The organism is Tateyamaria sp. syn59, from assembly GCF_007995245.1.
GTDB lineage: Bacteria > Pseudomonadota > Alphaproteobacteria > Rhodobacterales > Rhodobacteraceae > Tateyamaria.
In genome coordinates, this window is the sequence record NZ_VCBA01000002.1 from 333,686 (window position 1) to 347,731 (window position 14,046).

Here is a 14,046-nt window from a genome sequence, read left to right on the forward strand (position 1 = left end):
CATCAGACCTGCACTTCCTTGACCTCTTGGTGCCTTAGACTTTTCTCAGGCAAGGCTGCTCCGTTCCATTCGATCAGAATATGGCCATAGGGCGCTACGGGCTTTCCCGTCAGACAATCGCGAGATGACACGGCCTGTCCGTCCGTGGTGTTTCGGCCAACTTCGGTCAAAGTGCATTCATATCCTGAAATGTTGAGCCGCATGCCGACGCGAGGATGTCCTTCTATGTTTGTCAACATGAGTGCGATCCCGCGGTCTTTAAAAGAAAACGCATCTTCGATATGCCCAGAAAATCCCGACATCACATCCGGAACACGCCAAAGCGTGTCTCCCCAATCGGGGAATTCAGCGCGGCACTCAGGCTCAGATACAATACGTCACGCGCCTTGCGCGGGTCGATCACGCCGTCGTCCCAGAGCCGGGCGGAGGCGTAGAGCGGGTGGGATTGTTCGTCGAACATGTCGATGGTGGGTTGTTTGAAGGCCGCCTCTTCATCCGCCGACCATGTGCCCCCTGCCCGTTCGATCCCGTCGCGCTTGACCGTTGCCAGCACACCTGCCGCCTGCGCGCCGCCCATGACCGAGATGCGGGAGTTCGGCCACGACCAAAGGAAGCGCGGGGAATAGGCGCGGCCCGCCATGCCGTAATTGCCTGCGCCGAACGAGCCGCCGACCAGCATCGTGACCTTGGGCACGGACGTGGTGGCCACCGCTGTCACCATCTTGGCCCCGTGCCGTGCGATGCCTTCATTTTCGTATTTCTGGCCAACCATGAAGCCGGTGATGTTTTGCAGGAAGACCAATGGGATTTTCCGCTGGCTGCACAGTTCCACGAAATGCGCGCCCTTTTGGGCTGCTTCCGAAAACAGCACGCCATTGTTGGCGATGATCCCGACGGGCACACCTTTGATGTGGGCGAACCCGCAGACCAGCGTCTCGCCAAAGCGCGCCTTGAACGGGTCGAAGCGGGAGCCATCGACAATGCGGGCGATCACCTCATGTATGTCATAGGGCGTGCGCAGATCTGCAGGCACGACGCCCAAGATTTCTTCGGGGTCGTAGGCCGGTTCCTCGGGGCTGTGCAGGACCACCGTGTCCGGCTTGCGCAGGTTGAGATTACCGATGGCGCGCCGCGCCAATGCCAAGGCGTGCGCGTCATCTTCGGCAAGATAATCCGCCACGCCCGACAGGCGCGTATGGACGTCGCCGCCACCAAGATTCTCGGCGCTCACCACCTCGCCCGTCGCCGCCTTGACCAGCGGCGGACCAGCCAGAAAGATGGTGCCCTGTTCTTTCACGATAATCGTCACGTCGGACATGGCCGGAACATAGGCCCCGCCAGCAGTGCACGACCCCATAACCACTGCGATCTGCGGGATGCCCTTGGCGCTCATCTGCGCCTGGTTAAAGAAGATGCGGCCGAAGTGGTCGCGGTCCGGGAACACCTCGTCCTGGTTGGGCAGGTTTGCGCCGCCGCTGTCGACGAGGTAGATGCAAGGCAGATGGTTCTGCTCGGCAATCTCCTGCGCGCGCAGGTGCTTTTTGACGGTCATTGGGTAGTAGGTGCCGCCCTTCACCGTGGCGTCGTTGCAGACAACCATGACCTCGTGCCCCATCACGCGGCCGATGCCCGCGACAACGCCCGCGCAGGGAGCCGCGCCGTCGTAAAGGCCATGGGCCGCCGTGGCGCCGACCTCAAGGAACGGAGAGCCTGGATCCAGCAGGTTGGCGACCCGGTCGCGCGGCAGCATCTTGCCGCGGCTCACATGCCTGTCACGTGATTTCTGCCCTCCGCCAGCTGCCGCCTGTTCGGCGGCGGCGCGTACATCTGCCAGCGCCGCAAGGTGCGCCTCCCGATTGCTTCGGAACTGGTCGGACCCCGGCAAGGCGGAGGAGGTCAGGCGCATTGTGCGTCTCCTGCGTTCGGTCTTGATCTAAGAGGATAAACACCGCGTTTTCGATACGCCGTTTGACCTGCATCAACGCGGATCATCCAAAGGTCTGAGAGACTTGTCCCCACATAACGACGTGATTGGACAAGAACATGAAAAACACTCTCCGCATCACCACCGCTGCCCTGACCCTTGCCGCTCTGACCACGGGCGCGTTCGCGCAGAACCAGGGCGATTGGACGTTGGGTGTCGGGGTGGGCGGTGTCTTTCCCAAGTCCGGGAACGGCATCCTGAACGGCGCCGAAGCCGACATCGACGACGGCTATGCCCTGACCATTACCGGCGAATATTTCATCTGGGACAACGTGGGCATCGAACTGCTGGCCGCGACCCCGTTCGAGCATGACATAGACCTTGCCGGTGTCGGCTTTGCCGGATCGGTCAATCACCTGCCGCCGACACTGTCGGTCAACTACCACTTCCCGACCGACACCAAGTGGAAGCCCTATGTTGGCCTTGGCGTGAACTACACCACCTTCTTCGACGAGCAGTCGGACCTCGGGAACCTTGAATTGGACAACAGCTGGGGTGTCGCCGTACAGGCCGGTGTGGACTACGCCTTCAGCCCGCAGGACGCCTTCCGGGCCAACATCCGCTGGATCGACATCGACACCGATGTGACCCTGAACGGCGCACAGATCGGCACCGCCGAGATTGATCCCATCGTGCTCAACTTCGCCTATGTACGGAAGTTCTGAGCCGGAGGACCGCGTCATGCCTGCGCCTCCTGTGCGGCGCGGGCCTTGAGTTCCTTGCGAATGACCTTGCCCGTGACCGTCATGGGCAAGGCGTCTACAAATTCGATTTCCCTTGGATATGAATAGCTTGCCAGACGCTCTTTGACGTGATCTTGCAAGGCGCGGCCAGTTGGCGTGCGCCCCTCTTTCGGCACGACATACGCCTTTACGATCTCTGTCCGCAGCGGGTCGGGCTTGCCCACCACACCGGCGGTCGCAACATCCGGGTGCGTCAGCAAGCAGTCTTCGATCTCGGCCGGGCCGATCCGGTATCCTGCCGAAGTGATGACGTCATCATCCCGTCCGACAAAGCGGATGCCTTCTCCGTCTTGTTGGCCGCGATCGCCTGTGAGCATCCAGTCGCCGCGAAACTTTGCTGCGGTTTCGTCGGGCCGTTTCCAGTATTCCAGCATCATGGACGGCGCGCCACGCTTGACCGCTATGTCGCCCTCTCCGTCCGTTATGTTGCCATCGGCATCAATGACGGCAACGTCGAACCCCGGCACGGCGCGCCCCATGCAGCCCGGTTTTGTCTGGTAGCGGGCGGCGCAAGAGGTCACCACCATGTTGCATTCAGTCTGCCCGTAAAATTCGTTGATCGTCACGCCAAGCGCGTCGCGTCCCCAAGCGAGCATTTCCGCACCCAGAGGCTCGCCACCGCTCGCGACCGAGCGCAGGCCGGCGATGTCGGCACCTTCCGCTTTGAGCATCCTCAGTGCGGTTGGTGGAAAAAATACGTTTTTGACACAGGCCTGCGCGACGATCTTGATGCATTCATCGACGTTAAACCGGCGCATCCGCGACGCAACGACTGGCACGCCCATGGTGAGTCCCGGCATCAGCACGTCAAAAAGCCCGCCGATCCAGGCCCAGTCTGCTGGCGTCCAAAGGCAATCACCGGGTTGGCCCAGATCGTCGTGGCTGAGCCGCACGCCCGGCAGATGCCCGTCCAGCACGCCATGCCCATGCAACGCGCCCTTGGGTGCGCCGGTGGTGCCGGATGTGTAGATCAGCACGGCAGGCGTGTCCGCTGTGACAGGCGCGAAGGGCATCGGATTACCGGGGATACCGGCCTCATCTGTGATCCAGCATGTTGCGAGATCGCCGACCAATGCAGTACCCTCTGCGTCGGTCAGCACCAGTGCTGCGCCTGCGTCTTCAATGCGTGTTCGCAGGGCGTCTTTCTTGAACAACTTGAACAAAGGCACTGAAATCGCGCCGATTTTCCAGATCGCGAGATGAGCTGCCGCGCACCACGGCGTCTGCGACAACAGCACGCCCACACGGTCGCCGGACTGAACCTGCGCCTGCAGCGCGCGAGCGAGGTCATCCACCATGTCGGTCAGATCACCGAAGGTGACATTCGCAGGCGCGTCACCCGACAGATCAATGATTGCGACCTTGTCTGACAGATGGTCGAGGCATTGGGCAGCCATGTTCATATGCCGCCCTCCTGATCCACGACGGACAGGCTGCCCCAGCGGTCGACGGCGTAGAGTATTCCGGCACAGCGCACATAGAACACGGCCCCGTCTTCACCCGGCCAGCCGACGCACTGACTGCGGTCGCCACCGTGCTGGGCCACATGGGCGTCGGCCACGGATTCGATCACGCCGCTCGCGTCGAGGGTGACTTGCCGCTGGCCCAGCCAGAACCCGCCAAGGGCCGCCAGAACAACAAGCACAGCCGTGGTGATGACGACCTGCCGCGGCATCACAACATGGCCGAAACCAGTTCGCGGCCCACAAGCATGCGTCGGATCTCGGACGTGCCGGCACCGATCTCCATCAGCTTGGCGTCGCGGAAGATGCGGGCGACGGGTGCATCATTCAGGAACCCTGCACCGCCCATGGCCTGCACCGCCTGGTGCGCCTGCTTCATCGCCTCTTCAGAGGCGTAGAGGCAGCAGGCTGCCGCGTCCTGGCGTGTCACCTCGCCCCGGTCGCAGGCTTTCGCCACTTCATAGACATAGGCGCGAGCTGAATTCATGGCCGTATACATGTCCGCGATCTTGCCTTGCATCAGCTGGAAGTTCCCGATGGGCTGGCCGAACTGTTTGCGCTCGCTGACGTATGGCATGACCTCATCCAAACAAGCCGCCATGATGCCGAGGCCAATGCCCGCCAGCACGACCCGCTCGTAATCGAGCCCGGACATGAGCACGGCCACGCCGCGCCCCTCTTCGCCCAGGATGTTTTCAAACGGGACTTCGACGTCTTCAAAAATCAACTCGCCCGTGTTCGACCCGCGCATCCCCAGCTTGTCGAAATGCGGCGAGGTGGAAAAGCCTTTCATCTCTTTTTCGATCAGAAAGGCGGTCATGCCGCGCGGTCCGGCCTCGGGATCCGTCTTGGCGTACACAACCAGCGTGTCGGCGTCGGGGCCGTTGGTGATCCAGTATTTGGTGCCGTTCAGAATGAAGCGGTCGTTGCGCTTTTCGGCCTGCAGCTTCATCGACACGACGTCAGAGCCTGCGCCCGCCTCGGACATGGCAAGGGCACCGACATGCTGGCCGCTCACAAGCCCCGGCAGGTACTTTGCCTTCTGCTCTGGCGTTGCATTCAGCTTGATCTGATTCACGCAGAGGTTCGAATGCGCACCGTAGCTGAGCGAGACCGACGCACTGGCGCGCGCGATCTCTTCGATGGCGACGGTGTGGGCGAGGTATCCCATTCCTGCCCCGCCATCCTCTTCATCGACGGTGATGCCGAGTAAGCCCAATTCGCCCATCTCGGGCCACAACTCAGACGGAAAGTCGTTTTCACTGTCGATCTTGGCCGCCATCGGCTTGACACGGTCCTGCGCCCAGCGATGGACCATCTCGCGCAGAGCGCCGACGTCTTCGTTCAGATCGAATGCCATGGATGCGTGGAACATGGGCCCTCCCCCGATATTCACCCGTAAATTGAACGCTTGTTCATAAATAGCGGGAGAGGGTTGATATGTCGAGTCCCGGTCAGTGATCCATGAATTCGCGCATACTGACTTTGCCATCCTTGTCAGTGTCGAGAAATTCGATGATCTCGGGAACAGTCTCGGACCCGTGCATGCCGATGGCCGCGCGGCATTCGGTATGTATCTTTACCTCATCCACTTGGTATGCGGCGACCATTTCCTGGGCGTCCATATATCCGCTGCCGTCGGCGTCAGCTTCGGTGAACTCGGCGCCGCGTTTCGCTTCATAGGCGGAGATGTATTCGCTGAGCGTGGCCACGCCGTCGCCGTTGCCGTCGTAAAACTCCATATGGCCGTCCGCCAGCATCTCGGGCGTGGCGTTCCAGCGCTCTTCCCACTGCGTGCCTTTGCAAACGGGCGGCACATCGACTTCGGCGATGCGGTGGGCCATGACGGCGATCAGTTCCTCACGATCAAGGACGCCGTCGCGGTTGGCGTCCTTTCCGCGGAAATTACCTTTGAAGTCGGTGCGCGTGTCCGCCTCTGCACCGACAAGCGATACGGTGGCGAGGATCAATATGGTCAGCACGACAGGCGCGCTGGCAAAGGCTAGTCTGGTTCTCATGGGGGCCTCCTTGGGTACAAGTTGAGGCACGGCATCTTCGGCAATCATTCGGCGCAGGGCAGCACTCATGGATTCACCGCGCGCTGCCGCACGGGCGGCAAAGGCGGATTTTTCACTGAGGCTGACCCGGACTTCGAGCGTTTCGGATTTCTTTTCTTGGCGCATGATCGATGACTTGATGAAATGACGTGCTGCCTGACACAGGCCGCATGTGGTGCATCAATTTCTACCATCGCCATGCCCGGACGCACGGGATTTCGTGTCCGGACACGAGATTTCAGCGGAAATGCGTTGGGTTAGGCGAGGCTACGGTTGTGGGCGCGCGACACTTCATCCCGAATGATCCGGGCGATCAGCGCGCAGTCTTCGAGGCTGAAGGTGAGCGGCACGCGCAGATCGACGATGCCCGCCAGAACCCGGTCGCTTGCGGCCATGGGTTTTGACGGCGCATAGCGCCAGCTGTCATAGCGGCTGGTGAAGGCGACGGGTTCGGCTGCGCCAAACCATTTCAGTTCGACCCCCCGCGCCGCGCACTTGGCCACCACATCACGAACGGCGGACGCGGCCCAATCGAGCAGGAGGAACTGGAAGGAGGAGCCGACGATGGTCTCCGCTTCGGGCCGGTCAATGACTGTCAGACCGGGCGTGTCGCGCAGGCCGTTTTCCAGTGCATAGTAGCGGTCGTTCCAGCGCTGGCATTGCGTCGCAAGATCGGCCACTTGCGGGCGCAGGATAGCGGCACGCAGGTTGTCCATGCGGCCCGAGATGTTGGGTGTGTGGTACTTGATGTCGTCAAACGCCTCTTTGGGCGGGGCGGCGAGGTGGCGTTCGTAGAGCATGTAGCTGCCGGACAGCATCACCGCCTTGGCCGCGAGGTGCGGATCGTCGGTGACAAGGAACCCGCCCTCACCCGAGTTGACGTGTTTGTAGGTCTGGCAGGAATAGCAGCCGATGGCACCGTGCCGCCCCGAAGGCGTGCCGTTCCACGCCGCGCCCATGGTATGCGCGCAATCCTCGATCACTGTCACACCTGCTGCATCGCACATTGCCATCAGGCGGTCCATATCGCAGATATGCCCGCGCATATGGCTCAAAAGGAGGACACGAGCCTCGCCCAGTTTTGCCTCAAGGTCGTCCAGGTCGATGGTCAGGCTTTCGGTGACGCCGACAAAAACTGGGATTGCGCCAAGTGACGCGATGGCCCCCGGCACAGGTGCCAACGTGAAGGCGTTGGACAGCACCTTGTCGCCTGGCTTGACCCCAACCGCACGCAAGGCGGTGGCCATCGCGTATCCGCCAGAGGCGACAGCGAGGCAGTATTGCGATCCAACGGTCGCCGCGAATTCCTGTTCCAGAAGCGCGGTTTCGGACAGCTCGTCCGGGCCGGTGTTGTAACGATGCAGGCGGCCATGCCGCATGACGGCGACGGCGGCTTCGATCCCGGCTTCGGGGATCGGTTCCTGCTGGGTGAAATTGCCTGTGAAACGCTCTGTCATGGTCTGTTTGTGAAATGCGGCGCGGGTCCCGTCAAGGTACGGGTGCCCGATTTCGGAAACTGAAACCGCAACTGATGGTTATCCCAGCGGACGCAGCGCTGCGACCACCGCGGGCAGCGCGGCGAAGTCATCCAGCAGCGCTTCTGGCTCAAGCGCCGCCATGTCCTCTCCGGACGGGCCGAAGGTGACAAGGATCGACGGCACGCCTGCAGCGCGCGCCGTGTTGCGGTCGGTGTCACTGTCGCCGACCAGCAGGCAGGCGTTTGGATCGACTCCCAGCCGCCGCGTCGCCTCAAACAGTGGCTCGGGATCGGGTTTGCGCACGGGTAAGGTGTCGGCCCCCACCAGACTGCCAAAGGCATCGCGCACGCCGAGATCCTGCATCAATTGTTCCGCCAGCCCCTCGGGTTTGTTGGTGCAAATGCCGATGGCGTAGCCGTGATCCTTGAGCACAGCGATACTGTCCATCACGCCGGGATAGAGTGTGGTGCGGCTGGAAATGTCGGCGGCATAGGCTTCGAGCAGGACGGGGTAATAGCGATCCACTACTGCGTCATCCATCCGGTCCATACGCGCCAGCCCGGTGCGCAGCATCATCCGCCCGCCGCGCAGGGCCACGCCCGCGTCCTCTGGCCCTAGCACATCGCCCAGCCCCATGTCGCGAAAGCAGTGGTTGGCGGCAGCCAGCAGATCGCCGCTTGTATCCGCCAAGGTCCCGTCAAGGTCGAAAATCACTGCCGCCATACCCGCCTTTCCGGCGGATGACCGCCCTTTTCTGTTGCAGGCCGAAACCATGTTTGATGGCCCGCCCGCTTGCGCCTTTGCCCCCAGCGGATAAACAGGGCCAAACAAAAACACAAAGAGAAAGCCATGAGCGTCGCACTCATCATCCTGGCCGCAGGCAAAGGCACGAGGATGAAATCGGACCTGCCCAAGGTCCTCCACCCCATTGCCGGTGCGCCCATGCTGCACCACGCCCTGCAAACGAGCGCGGCCCTTGATCCTGCGCGGACAATCGTTGTGGCGGGTCACGGCGCAGAGCAGGTGCAAGCTGCCGCTCTCGCATATGACCCCTCGATTGAGGTCGTGATCCAGAAAGAACAGCTTGGCACGGGCCACGCCGTGGATCAGGCGCGTGGCGCGCTGGACGGATTCGACGGCGATGTGGTGGTTCTGTTTGGAGACACACCCTTTCTACAGCCTGAGACACTTTCGCGTATGGTGGAGGCCCGGCAAACCCATGACATCGTGGTCTTGGGCTTTGACATTGCAGAAGTGCAGCCGCGCTATGGGCGTCTGGTCATGGACGGCGACCGGCTGGTCAAGATCGTTGAGTACAAGGATGCGACGGAAGAAGAGCGCACCATACGCTTCACCAATAGCGGGCTGATTGCGTGCAACGCAAAGGTCATGTTCGACATGCTGTCGGAGGTCACCAACGACAACGCCTCGGGCGAGTATTACCTGACCGCCGTGCCGGAACTGGCGAACGCAAAAGGGCTCAGCGTCACAGCCATCAAATGTGACGAAGCAGAGACACTGGGCGTCGACAGCCGCACCGACCTGGCGGGAGCCGACGCAATCTTTCAGGCACGCGCGCGGGCCACTTTGCTGGATGGCGGCGTGACATTGATGGCGCCTGAAACTGTTTACCTGTCCTTTGACACGGTGATCGGGCGCGATGCGCTGATTGAGCCGAATGTGGTATTTGGACCTGGTGTGACGGTCGAAAGCGGCGCAACCATTCGCGCCTTTTCGCATCTGGAAGGGTGCCACGTGTCGCGCCGCGCGATCGTGGGACCATATGCGCGACTGCGCCCCGGTGCGGAGTTGGCCGAGGGCGTGCGTATCGGCAATTTCGTCGAGGTGAAGAACGCCACACTGGCAACCGGTGCCAAGGTCAATCACCTCTCCTATATCGGCGACGCATCGGTGGGCGAGGCCAGCAATATTGGCGCGGGCACCATCACCTGCAACTACGATGGCGTGATGAAGCACCGGACCGAGATTGGCGCGCGCGCCTTTATCGGGTCGAACACGATGCTGGTTGCACCCGTTTCTGTGGGCGATGAGGCAATGACCGGCTCCGGCTCGGTCATTACATCCGACGTGGATGATGGCGCATTGGCCATCGCGCGCGCCCCTCAGGTCGAGAAACCGGGCATGGCCCGCAAATTGTTTGAGATATTGAAGGCCAAAAAGGCCCGTCAGAGCAGAGGCAGCTAAATGTGCGGAATTGTAGGCGTTCTGGGCAACCATGAGGTCGCGCCCATCTTGGTCGAGGCGCTGAAGCGGTTGGAGTATCGCGGCTACGACAGCTCTGGCATCGCCACGATCAACGGCGGCACGCTGGATCGCCGCCGTGCCGTCGGCAAGCTGGTGAACCTTAGCGACAAGCTGGTGCATGACCCCCTGCCCGGCAAGGCCGGCATAGGTCACACCCGCTGGGCCACGCACGGGGGACCATCCGAAGGCAATGCCCACCCCCACCGCGCAGGTGCGGTGGCTGTCGTGCACAACGGAATTGTCGAAAACTTCCGCGAGTTGCGAGCCGAGCTGGCCAAGGCCGGGATCGGGTTCGAAACCGAAACGGACACGGAAACCGTCGCGCTGCTGACGCATCACCACATGCAGCAAGGGATGGAGCCCGTCGCGGCCGCTTTTAAGACCGTAGACCGGCTGGAGGGCGCTTTCGCCCTCGCCTTTCTCTTTGACGGGCAGGACAACCTGATCGTCGCCGCGCGCAAGGGCTCTCCGCTGGCTATCGGGTATGGAGAGGGCGAGATGTTCGTGGGTTCGGATGCCATCGCGCTTGCGCCGCTGACCGACCGCATCACGTATCTTGAGGAAGGCGACCGCGCCGTCGTGACACGTCAGGGCGTCGAGATTCGCGACGCCAACGGAACGCTCGCCAACCGCGCCGTCCGCCAAATCCAGATCGATGCGGCGCGTATCGACAAGGCCGGACACAAGCATTTCATGGCCAAGGAAATCGCCGAGCAACCTGCCGTGCTGAACAACACGCTCGCCAACTATCTGGGCACGGATGGGGAGATCACCCTGCCCGATCCCGGCATCGACTTCACAGCCATTGATCGGCTGACAATGGTGGCCTGCGGGACCGCATATTACGCCTGCCTGACCGCGAAGTACTGGTTTGAACAAGTGGCGCGCTTGCCAGTCGAGGTCGATGTCGCATCGGAATTCCGGTACCGCGAGCCGCCCGTTCCGGGCCGGACGCTGGCGCTGTTCGTCAGCCAGTCGGGCGAAACGGCGGACACGCTCGCCGCCCTGCGCTATTGCGAGGGCAAGGCGGACAAGATCGTGTCGGTGATCAACGTCCCCGAAAGCTCGATTGCGCGCGAAAGCGATCTGGCCCTGCCGATCCACGCTGGGGTCGAGGTCGGTGTGGCCTCGACAAAGGCCTTCACCTGCCAGCTTACCGTCCTGCTGATGCTCGCCCTGCGCGCGGCCAAAGATCGGGGCGCGATTGATGCAGAGACCTTTGCCGATCACGTATCGACACTGCGCAGCCTTCCGGCCCTGATGACGCATGGCATCGAGCGCAGCAGTGTCATGCAGGCGACAGCCCGCAAGCTGGCCGAAGCGCGCGATATTCTTTTCCTGGGGCGTGGCGTCATGTATCCTCTCGCGCTTGAAGGTGCGCTGAAGCTCAAGGAGATCAGCTATATACATGCCGAAGCTTACGCATCAGGTGAGCTGAAACACGGCCCCATCGCGCTGATCGACAAGCATGTTCCGGTTGTGGTCATGGCTCCGAAAGATGGCCTCTTCGACAAGACCGTCTCGAACATGCAGGAAGTCATGGCGCGCAAGGGCAAGGTCGTGCTGGTATCGAACGCTGCCGGGATTGCCGAGGCTGGTGACGGCGTGTGGGCCGAGATCGCGATGCCCGACTGTCCGGACATCGTGGCCCCTATCCTCTATGCTCTGCCCGCGCAACTTCTAGCGTATCACACTGCCGTTGCAAAGGGCACGGATGTGGACCAGCCCCGGAACCTGGCCAAGTCCGTGACCGTGGAATGACACCCAAGGAGGCAATGGCGGAGATCTCCGCCCACGCCGACGCGGAGCGGGCGAAGGGGGCTAAAGCCTATCACAAGTCGGACCGCCTGCATCTGGGGGTGCCGAACCCAGTTTTGAATGATCTGACAAAATCTTGGCGTCAAAGTCTGGACGTGCCGGATCGCGTGGCACTTGCGGATGCCCTTTGGCAAACCGACGTCTACGAGGCGCGGGTGACTGCCGCGAAACTGCTGACGCAAGCACGGATACGACCGGATGAGGCGGTCTGGGATCTGATCACGTCCTGGGTGCCCGATTTCGACAGTTGGGCCATTGCCGATCACGCCTGTATGGCAGGTCAGAAGCGGCTGGTGGCCGACCCTGCCCGCGTCGATCAGGTCGCGTTGTGGACCAGTTCCGATCACATGTGGACGCGGCGCGCGGCCCTTGTCATCACCCTGCCGTGGACCAAGCAGAACAACCCCAAACCACAGGACATCGCCATCCGGGAACAAGTCCTGGAGTGGGCAGCCGGTTACGTGCCCGACCACACCTGGTTCATTCAAAAGGCCATTGCGTGGTGGCTGCGTGAACTGTCAAAGCACGATGTTCCGCGCGCGACAGCGTTCCTAAACAAACATGGCGACGCGATGAAACCCTTCGCGCGGAAAGAGGCTGGGAAGTACCTCTAGGCGGAGTTCGACGCGAACTCCGTGGGCTTTCCCAGGCGGCAAGCAGGTACCGCGCTGGAAACCGCGCCGGTTTCCACGGGTTTTCTGTGTCAGAAAACCGTTACGCGCCAAACACATCCACCTCAGGCAGCCCGGTGAGCGGCGCACCCAGCGCTTGCATGGCCGCCAGCGACAACCGGCTGCCAGCCGTGGCGGGCCCATCAATCGGGATCAAGGTCACATCCACAGTTGTGTTTGTAGCATCATAGTACACACGCCCGGACTGTTCGACCGACACGAGCGGGGTTTTCAACCACAGCCCCGGCTCCGCCGCGTTGCCAAGAGACGCCACCGTACGGCCCAGCGTGCCGATGGAGACTTCGGCCACGGGTGTCTCCTCTGTCACCTCGTCCGCAGGTTCGACCGCACAATCGGGGCTCTCTGACACGGCATCATCCGCCACAACCGCTGCAGGCCGCGTCCCGCCTGCCCATTGCGGGACGACGTCACAGGCCGAAAGTGCCAGACCACATACCCCCAACATCATCCATCGCATCGCTTCCACCTCGACTTTGGTCCCTTATTCGGCAATCCCCCCTTGCGAGAGGGACGCGCCATGCCTACCACTATCTTATGACCGCCCCATTGATCGACCCCTTCCAGCGCGCGATTACCTACCTGCGTGTATCCGTCACCGACCGGTGCGATTTCCGCTGCGTCTATTGCATGTCGGAAAACATGACCTTCCTGCCGAAAAAAGAGCTTTTGACGCTCGAAGAGCTGGATCGCATGTGTTCGACCTTTGTTGGTCTCGGCGTTGAAAAACTGCGGATCACCGGCGGCGAACCGCTGGTCCGTCGCGATATCATGACGTTCTTCAACAGCATGGGTCGCCATCTGGAAGCCGGCACGCTCAAGGAGTTGACGCTGACCACCAATGGCAGTCAGCTCGAACGCTTTGCCAAGGACCTTTACGCTGCGGGCGTCCGCCGCGTGAACGTGTCGCTCGACACGCTGGATGAACAGAAATTCTCGGACATAACACGCTGGGGCCGCTTGCCCCAAGTGCTGCGCGGCATTGATGCGGCGCAAGCCGCAGGCCTGCGGGTGAAACTGAACGCTGTGGCGCTCAAAGGGTTCAATGAAGACGAGTTGCCGAAGATCACCCAATGGTGCGCTGAGCGTGACATGGACCTGACCTGGATCGAGGTTATGCCGATGGGCGACATCGGCAACGAGGACCGTCTTGGCCAATACTGGTCACTCAAGGACGTGCGCGCCCGTTATGCCGAGCACTACACAGTCACCGACCTCGCCGAACGCACGGGCGGTCCCGCGCGATATGTAAGGCTGGAGGAAACGGGGCAAAAGATCGGCTTTATCACACCGTTGAGCCACAATTTCTGCGAAAGCTGCAACCGCGTGCGGATCACGTGCACGGGAGAGATCTATATGTGCCTTGGCCAGGAAGACATGGCCGACCTGCGTGCGCCCCTGCGGGACTTCCCCAACGACGACCGCGCTTTGGAAGAAGCCATCCGAGCCGCCATCGCTCTCAAGCCCAAGGGGCATGATTTCGACTATTCCCGCCAACGGCTGGACGGGCAGATGCCACGCCACATGAGCCACACGGGCGGCTAACCTT

14 protein-coding genes are annotated in these 14,046 nt (G+C 61.7%); 5 read left to right on the forward strand and 9 right to left on the reverse strand.

What is annotated here, in order from left to right:
• Nucleotides 1–2: 2 nt before the first annotated feature.
• Both FD715_RS22750 and FD715_RS04980 read right to left on the reverse strand, forming a co-directional pair.
• Nucleotides 3–302 (reverse strand): hypothetical protein, encoded by a 300-nt coding sequence (locus tag FD715_RS22750; RefSeq protein WP_147106097.1) that lies wholly within the window; start codon nt 300–302, stop codon nt 3–5.
• Nucleotides 302–1,906, reverse strand: a complete 1,605-nt coding sequence (locus FD715_RS04980; RefSeq protein ID WP_147106100.1) for a carboxyl transferase domain-containing protein — start codon at nt 1,904–1,906, stop codon at nt 302–304. The genes FD715_RS22750 and FD715_RS04980 overlap by 1 nt, the downstream gene beginning before the upstream one ends.
• Nucleotides 1,907–2,043: 137 nt before the next feature.
• Here FD715_RS04980 and FD715_RS04985 point away from each other — a divergent pair, with 137 nt between their 5' ends.
• Nucleotides 2,044–2,649 (forward strand): OmpW family protein, encoded by a 606-nt coding sequence (locus tag FD715_RS04985; protein ID WP_147106102.1) that lies wholly within the window; start codon nt 2,044–2,046, stop codon nt 2,647–2,649.
• Between the two features lie 14 nt (nt 2,650–2,663).
• On the opposite strand, the gene FD715_RS04990 is transcribed toward FD715_RS04985, so the two are convergent.
• The 6 genes from FD715_RS04990 to FD715_RS05015 all read right to left on the reverse strand — a co-directional run bounded on the left by FD715_RS04990 (nt 2,664) and on the right by FD715_RS05015 (nt 8,448).
• A complete protein-coding gene (locus FD715_RS04990) occupies nt 2,664–4,130 on the reverse strand; it encodes an AMP-binding protein (RefSeq protein ID WP_147106105.1) in 1,467 nt (488 codons plus the stop codon).
• Nucleotides 4,127–4,402, reverse strand: coding sequence for a hypothetical protein (locus FD715_RS04995; RefSeq protein WP_147106108.1), 276 nt, complete (start codon nt 4,400–4,402; stop codon nt 4,127–4,129). The genes FD715_RS04990 and FD715_RS04995 overlap by 4 nt, the downstream gene beginning before the upstream one ends.
• Entirely contained in the window at nt 4,402–5,565 is a 1,164-nt protein-coding gene (locus FD715_RS05000) for an isovaleryl-CoA dehydrogenase (protein ID WP_147106110.1), read from the reverse strand. Before FD715_RS05000 ends, FD715_RS04995 begins: the two co-directional genes overlap by 1 nt.
• A 79-nt stretch (nt 5,566–5,644) precedes the next feature.
• Nucleotides 5,645–6,373 carry an EF-hand domain-containing protein gene (locus FD715_RS05005; protein ID WP_147106113.1) on the reverse strand — a complete coding sequence of 243 codons (729 nt, stop codon included), beginning with the start codon at nt 6,371–6,373 and terminating at the stop codon, nt 5,645–5,647.
• A 131-nt stretch (nt 6,374–6,504) separates the two neighbouring features.
• Nucleotides 6,505–7,704: a DegT/DnrJ/EryC1/StrS aminotransferase family protein gene (locus tag FD715_RS05010; RefSeq protein ID WP_147106116.1), complete on the reverse strand. Its 1,200-nt coding sequence runs from the start codon at nt 7,702–7,704 to the stop codon at nt 6,505–6,507.
• A gap of 78 nt (nt 7,705–7,782) precedes the next feature.
• Nucleotides 7,783–8,448 carry an HAD-IA family hydrolase gene (locus tag FD715_RS05015; protein WP_147106118.1) on the reverse strand — a complete coding sequence of 222 codons (666 nt, stop codon included), beginning with the start codon at nt 8,446–8,448 and terminating at the stop codon, nt 7,783–7,785.
• Between the two features lie 126 nt (nt 8,449–8,574).
• Between FD715_RS05015 and glmU the strand changes: the two genes are divergently transcribed.
• Genes glmU through FD715_RS05030 form a run of 3 tightly spaced genes read left to right on the forward strand, consistent with a single transcriptional unit; the run spans nt 8,575 to nt 12,422 of the window.
• The gene (glmU, locus tag FD715_RS05020) at nt 8,575–9,930 is read left to right on the forward strand and encodes a bifunctional UDP-N-acetylglucosamine diphosphorylase/glucosamine-1-phosphate N-acetyltransferase GlmU (RefSeq protein WP_147106121.1); all 1,356 of its coding nucleotides are present in this window, start codon (nt 8,575–8,577) and stop codon (nt 9,928–9,930) included.
• Nucleotides 9,931–11,751 (forward strand): glutamine--fructose-6-phosphate transaminase (isomerizing), encoded by a 1,821-nt coding sequence (gene glmS, locus FD715_RS05025; protein ID WP_147106124.1) that lies wholly within the window; start codon nt 9,931–9,933, stop codon nt 11,749–11,751.
• Nucleotides 11,748–12,422 (forward strand): DNA alkylation repair protein, encoded by a 675-nt coding sequence (locus FD715_RS05030; protein ID WP_147106127.1) that lies wholly within the window; start codon nt 11,748–11,750, stop codon nt 12,420–12,422. The genes glmS and FD715_RS05030 overlap by 4 nt, the downstream gene beginning before the upstream one ends.
• A gap of 100 nt (nt 12,423–12,522) precedes the next feature.
• Here the strand turns inward: FD715_RS05030 and FD715_RS05035 are convergent, their stop codons facing one another.
• Nucleotides 12,523–12,957: a hypothetical protein gene (locus FD715_RS05035; protein WP_147106129.1), complete on the reverse strand. Its 435-nt coding sequence runs from the start codon at nt 12,955–12,957 to the stop codon at nt 12,523–12,525.
• A gap of 77 nt (nt 12,958–13,034) precedes the next feature.
• Between FD715_RS05035 and moaA the strand changes: the two genes are divergently transcribed.
• Nucleotides 13,035–14,042 (forward strand): GTP 3',8-cyclase MoaA, encoded by a 1,008-nt coding sequence (moaA, locus tag FD715_RS05040; protein WP_147106132.1) that lies wholly within the window; start codon nt 13,035–13,037, stop codon nt 14,040–14,042.
• Nucleotides 14,043–14,046 lie beyond the last annotated feature (4 nt).

Coding starts and splice junctions, on each gene's coding strand:
- FD715_RS22750 (WP_147106097.1), bottom strand. CDS start 302: ATGTCGGGATTTTCTGGGCATATCGAAGATGCGTTTTCTTTTAAAGAC.
- FD715_RS04980 (WP_147106100.1), bottom strand. CDS start 1,906: ATGCGCCTGACCTCCTCCGCCTTGCCGGGGTCCGACCAGTTCCGAAGC.
- FD715_RS04985 (WP_147106102.1), top strand. CDS start 2,044: ATGAAAAACACTCTCCGCATCACCACCGCTGCCCTGACCCTTGCCGCT.
- FD715_RS04990 (WP_147106105.1), bottom strand. CDS start 4,130: ATGAACATGGCTGCCCAATGCCTCGACCATCTGTCAGACAAGGTCGCA.
- FD715_RS04995 (WP_147106108.1), bottom strand. CDS start 4,402: ATGCCGCGGCAGGTCGTCATCACCACGGCTGTGCTTGTTGTTCTGGCG.
- FD715_RS05000 (WP_147106110.1), bottom strand. CDS start 5,565: ATGTTCCACGCATCCATGGCATTCGATCTGAACGAAGACGTCGGCGCT.
- FD715_RS05005 (WP_147106113.1), bottom strand. CDS start 6,373: ATGCGCCAAGAAAAGAAATCCGAAACGCTCGAAGTCCGGGTCAGCCTC.
- FD715_RS05010 (WP_147106116.1), bottom strand. CDS start 7,704: ATGACAGAGCGTTTCACAGGCAATTTCACCCAGCAGGAACCGATCCCC.
- FD715_RS05015 (WP_147106118.1), bottom strand. CDS start 8,448: ATGGCGGCAGTGATTTTCGACCTTGACGGGACCTTGGCGGATACAAGC.
- glmU (WP_147106121.1), top strand. CDS start 8,575: ATGAGCGTCGCACTCATCATCCTGGCCGCAGGCAAAGGCACGAGGATG.
- glmS (WP_147106124.1), top strand. CDS start 9,931: ATGTGCGGAATTGTAGGCGTTCTGGGCAACCATGAGGTCGCGCCCATC.
- FD715_RS05030 (WP_147106127.1), top strand. CDS start 11,748: ATGACACCCAAGGAGGCAATGGCGGAGATCTCCGCCCACGCCGACGCG.
- FD715_RS05035 (WP_147106129.1), bottom strand. CDS start 12,957: ATGCGATGGATGATGTTGGGGGTATGTGGTCTGGCACTTTCGGCCTGT.
- moaA (WP_147106132.1), top strand. CDS start 13,035: ATGACCGCCCCATTGATCGACCCCTTCCAGCGCGCGATTACCTACCTG.